Annotated in this window: 6 protein-coding genes; 5 read left to right on the forward strand and 1 reads right to left on the reverse strand. The window is 57.8% G+C overall.

The features are described from left to right. Positions 1-259: 259 nt before the first annotated feature. Positions 260-886 carry a hypothetical protein gene (locus FHW94_RS22905; RefSeq protein ID WP_168558143.1) on the forward strand — a complete coding sequence of 209 codons (627 nt, stop codon included), beginning with the start codon at positions 260-262 and terminating at the stop codon, positions 884-886. 112 nt (positions 887-998) lie between these two features. On the opposite strand, the gene FHW94_RS22910 is transcribed toward FHW94_RS22905, so the two are convergent. Next, complete coding sequence (locus FHW94_RS22910) at positions 999-1,319, reverse strand: hypothetical protein (protein WP_168558144.1); 321 nt, start codon at positions 1,317-1,319, stop codon at positions 999-1,001. 271 nt (positions 1,320-1,590) lie between these two features. On the opposite strand from FHW94_RS22910, the gene FHW94_RS22915 reads away from it, so the two are divergent. The 4 genes from FHW94_RS22915 to FHW94_RS22930 all read left to right on the forward strand — a co-directional run. Further along, positions 1,591-2,208: a hypothetical protein gene (locus FHW94_RS22915; protein ID WP_168558145.1), complete on the forward strand. Its 618-nt coding sequence runs from the start codon at positions 1,591-1,593 to the stop codon at positions 2,206-2,208. After that, the gene (locus FHW94_RS22920; RefSeq protein WP_168558146.1) at positions 2,195-2,572 is read left to right on the forward strand and encodes a transcriptional regulator; all 378 of its coding nucleotides are present in this window, start codon (positions 2,195-2,197) and stop codon (positions 2,570-2,572) included. The genes FHW94_RS22915 and FHW94_RS22920 overlap by 14 nt, the downstream gene beginning before the upstream one ends. A gap of 24 nt (positions 2,573-2,596) precedes the next feature. Then, the gene (locus tag FHW94_RS22925; protein WP_168558147.1) at positions 2,597-3,004 is read left to right on the forward strand and encodes a diacylglycerol kinase family protein; all 408 of its coding nucleotides are present in this window, start codon (positions 2,597-2,599) and stop codon (positions 3,002-3,004) included. Further along, the coding region (locus FHW94_RS22930; protein WP_168558148.1) for a radical SAM protein at positions 3,001-4,211 on the forward strand (1,211 nt) is incomplete at its 3' end. The genes FHW94_RS22925 and FHW94_RS22930, both read left to right, overlap by 4 nt.

Raw genomic sequence — 4,211 nt, forward strand, 5'->3', positions numbered from 1 at the left:
CAGTTTCCCGTCGTTCGGGCGAGCCCACACGAACGTCTTGGTCTGGTCAGGAGCTAGCGCTTTTGACCAGTTGCGGAATTGGGGCGCAAACCGCCTTAATAGCGGACATTCGAGCGCACGTTGGGCTTTTCCAAAAGCTGTCGTTCATTCATACTTGGCATTGACGCTCAAGCGACCAGTCCTTGGGGATCCAGACGCAATGATCAAAGTCGCCTCCGCAGCCGTGGCGTGCGTCCCCGCTACGCCAAACAGCCCCGTGTTGACGTTCGTGCTGGCAAATCCTTCGGTAGTCGTAGGTGCAATCGGAATAGCCGTAACCATCTTGCTTTTCTGGCTAGGCGCTCGACGCAACCGTATGGAGGCGACCTTTAAAGCAATAGAGATGATGCAGGCGAAAGAGGCACGTAACACTCGCTTCAATCTACAAGAGTTGCTCGCGCCCGCGTCTACACATTCGCGCAGTTTCGGCGGGCTCGATTCGGAGACGCGCGCCTCCGTCTCTAGTGTGGCAACCCAGTTCGGTTTTATCGGCTCGCTCGCGCGACGTCGCCGGATTTATTTGAATATCTACTTTGAGTCATTTGCATCCTCCGTTCTGATCAACCACGATAGGCTGCGCGACTATGCGGCCTGGCGCAAAGGTTTTCGGGAGATAACGGACGGCAGCCTCTGGCAAGATTTCGACTGGTTGGCTGCACGCGCTGAACGGTTCCTGCTCTTACGAGCACAGTCGAGTTCAAGGAGGTGGCTCATTCGCTTTGGTTTGGCCGGGCCAAACATTGATCTGTTGAAACAGCTTAGCCGCGAAGCGCGTCTTGGCCCGAAGGCAGCACTTGGCGACGTTAGTGGCGCAATCGCATTGAAACCACCAAATCTCGATGCATAGTTCGGGGGGAGTGTCGCCGCAATAGCCGTCGTTTGGGCGCCGGAGTTTGTACGCCGGAAGCGGCTGTTCGTTTACCTATGCGGCTAGGCTCGCGAATAGGGTAACCTAACGATCAAAACCCCTCGTGCGACTCGATGACCATGGAACGTTTAACTCCCCCAAGTTTATCAATGAGGCAAATAAAATCCTTTGAACCTAGCGCTTTAATTGGAACCTGAATCATCGCCACGTGGCTTGATGAAAAAACTTTGAAACTTCCAAGACATTGACCGACTGCCGCAATAACTTCACCCTCATCGTGAACATCATGCGAGAACTCGATCGCAAGGAACCGCGTGTCCTGCTTCCCTGTCGGTAAAATTTGAGTGAGTGTAATCGCGACGGATACCAATCCTGCGCCCAGCGCCACCCATGCTAATCGCCGATCTTTCACAATGCACCCAGTACGTCGTTGAACCGGCTAAGCATGGCATAGTTTACGGTCTGGCAAAATTATGAACGTTCGGAATTGGGCGCGAGCCGCCCATCTGCGCATTTCGCCGCGATCGCCCTCAGACCAGGCGTTGCCGGGCCCGGGTCGAACCTTCCGAACTAGCCATTCGTTAAACAGGTTGCGGAGATGCTCCATCCCAAGGTGGACGTGGAAGCGGTCGCTTGACATTAAATTTGGACCAAGTACTTTGCATTGCAAAGTGAGGTCCCTGATGCGCGATATCGACCAAGCATTGTCCGACATTGCCGGCATTCGCGCGCAACTTGCATCCAGCACGCGATTTCATGGCTTCGCTCCGGTGGCCGTCGCAGGAAGCGGGGCCTTCGCGTTTCTAGCGGCAGTCGCGCAAACGTTGTGGCCCGAACGCCTCGCGAGTGATCCCTCGCGCTATGTTGCGGTTTGGGTGAGCGTTGCCGTCGCATCGGCTGCTTTGATCTTCGTGGAGGGGCTGGCCCGCATCAGTCGGATGCATGGCACGATGGCTTCCATGATGGTCGCTGGCACAGCACGCCAGATGGTGCCGATTGGTGTCGCGGGCGCTGGCATCACCGTGATCCTCTATAATTCAGTCTCGGCCAACCTGTGGATACTGCCGGGCTTGTGGCAGGTCCTCATCGCGCTGATCGGCTTCACCTCGCTGACAAGCTTGCCAAAGGCCATCATCTGGCCCGCTGGCTGGTATTTTGCTTGCGGCCTGGTAGTGCTTGATCTCGCTAGTCGGGGAGCGCCACTGTCACCGTGGATGATGGGTATCCCCTTCTCGTTGGGACAGGCTGCGGTTGCCGTCATTCTCCATCGCGATGCGGAGCGCCACAATGCCGGGTTCTGACCGCCAAGCTCCCTATGCTTATGCCGGGCTGGACCGGATTTTCCACGAGAAGGCGCGCCTGGGGATCGCCACGTCGTTGGCTGGACATGCAGATGGACTGGGCTTTTCCGATCTGAAGGCCTTGTGCGGCTTGACCGACGGCAATCTCAGCCGCCATCTGCAAGTATTGGAAGAGGCAGGCTTTGTCGCGCTGGACAAAGGCTATGAGGGTAAACGACCACATACCCGTTGCCGCCTGACCAATCACGGGCGCGAGCAGTTCGTGGCTTATCTGGGAGAGCTGGAACGTGTGCTGCGCCAAGCTTCGCGTGCGACGACTGGGCACGCGGACAGCGATTTGAAAACAATGCCACAAGCGGGTTGAGATTTTTTGTCTGGAGACTTTGCAATGCAAAGTAGTTTGCGAAACACTGCGCGCCTGCCCTTCATCTCATACGGCATATCCAGGCTACGCAGCATCGGTTTTGCGCTGCACGGCATCGGTGCGCTGATCCGAAACGAACCCAATGCCCGCGTCCACCTTGTTGCCAGCTTGGCAGTAGTGTTGGCAGGCCTGGAGCTGCACTGTGGCCTTGATGACTGGCGCTGGCTGGCGCTGGCCGTCGCGATGGTATGGGTCGCTGAGGCCTTCAACACTGCGATCGAGGTGCTTTGCAATTTGGTTCAGCCGGATTTTCATCCCCGAGTGAAGCAGATCAAGGATCTGGCTGCGGGCGCGGTCTTGTTGGCGGCCATGGTGGCGGCGCTGATCGGCGCAAGTGTGGCCTTTCCACATCTTTTGGGAGGAGGCGCATGAAGGTCAAATTCATCCTCCCTGCGCTGACCGAGGCCAAAAGCCCTTTCTGGCGGCCGATCAAGTACTCGCTCTTTCCTCCGCTCGGCCTTGCTACCCTGGCTGCGTTCCTGACTCCCGATGACGAGGCTGAGCTTGTTGACGATCATGTCGAGCCGCTGACCACCGAAGACAAGCCCGATCTTGTGGTGATCCAAGTCTATATCACCAATGCCTACCGCGCCTATGCGCTGGCCGACCACTATCGGGCGAAAGGTTGCCGCGTGGCATTGGGCGGGCTGCATGTCACGTCTTTGCCCGAAGAAGCAGCGCCCCATGCCGACACTATCTTTTTGGGGCCAGGGGAGCAGACATTTCCGCAGTTCCTTCGAGATCTGCGCGATGGATGCCCGAAACCGCGCTATGCTTCGACGCAAGGCCGGACCTTGCATGGCCTGCCGCCCGTGCGGCGCGACCTTATCAAGCGAGATCGCTATCTCGTCCCCAATTCGATCGTGGTGACGCGCGGCTGCCCGCAGCATTGCGATTTCTGCTACAAGGACGCCTTCTTCACCGGCGGCCGGTCCTTTTATGCGCAGCGCATTGACGAAGCGCTGGCGGAAATCGAACGGCTCCCCGGCCAGCACCTCTATTTTCTCGACGATCATCTGCTGGGAGACCGGCGCTTTGCAGCAGGGCTGTTCGAGGGGATGCGCGGTATGGGGCGCCTGTTTCAGGGGGCCGCCACCGTCGATTCCATCCTGCGTGGCGATCTGATCGAGCAAGCGGCAGAAGCGGGCCTGCGCAGTCTGTTCGTCGGCTTTGAAACCTTCAGCCCGCGCAATCTGGCCGATATCAACAAGAAGCAGAACCTTGCCCGCGACTATGCCGCAGTCGCGCGCCGGCTCAACGATCTGGGCATCATGATCAACGGCTCCTTCGTGTTCGGCATGGATGATGACGAGGCCGATGTGTTTGATCGCACCGTAGATTGGGGCGTCCAGCACGGTATCACCACGGCTACGTTCCATATCCAGACGCCTTACCCCGGCACCCGGCTGCACCAGCAATTGTCGGCGCAAGGACGGATCCTCACCCATGACTGGGATCTTTATGACACCAGACACGCGGTTTATCGTAAGCGCCGTTTTGACCCCACCTTGCGCAGATTTTTGGGTGTTGCAGTTGTGTATGGATGGATGACGCAACGCCAACGAGCACACTGGACACG

This window comes from Novosphingobium sp. SG720 (assembly GCF_012275365.1).
Lineage (GTDB): Bacteria > Pseudomonadota > Alphaproteobacteria > Sphingomonadales > Sphingomonadaceae > Novosphingobium > Novosphingobium rhizosphaerae.

What these genes read in the sequence shown, in the direction of transcription:
- FHW94_RS22920 (WP_168558146.1), top strand. Translation starts at nt 2,195, where the DNA reads ATGCCGGGTTCTGACCGCCAAGCTCCCTATGCTTATGCCGGGCTGGAC.
- FHW94_RS22915 (WP_168558145.1), top strand. Translation starts at nt 1,591, where the DNA reads ATGCGCGATATCGACCAAGCATTGTCCGACATTGCCGGCATTCGCGCG.
- FHW94_RS22925 (WP_168558147.1), top strand. Translation starts at nt 2,597, where the DNA reads ATGCAAAGTAGTTTGCGAAACACTGCGCGCCTGCCCTTCATCTCATAC.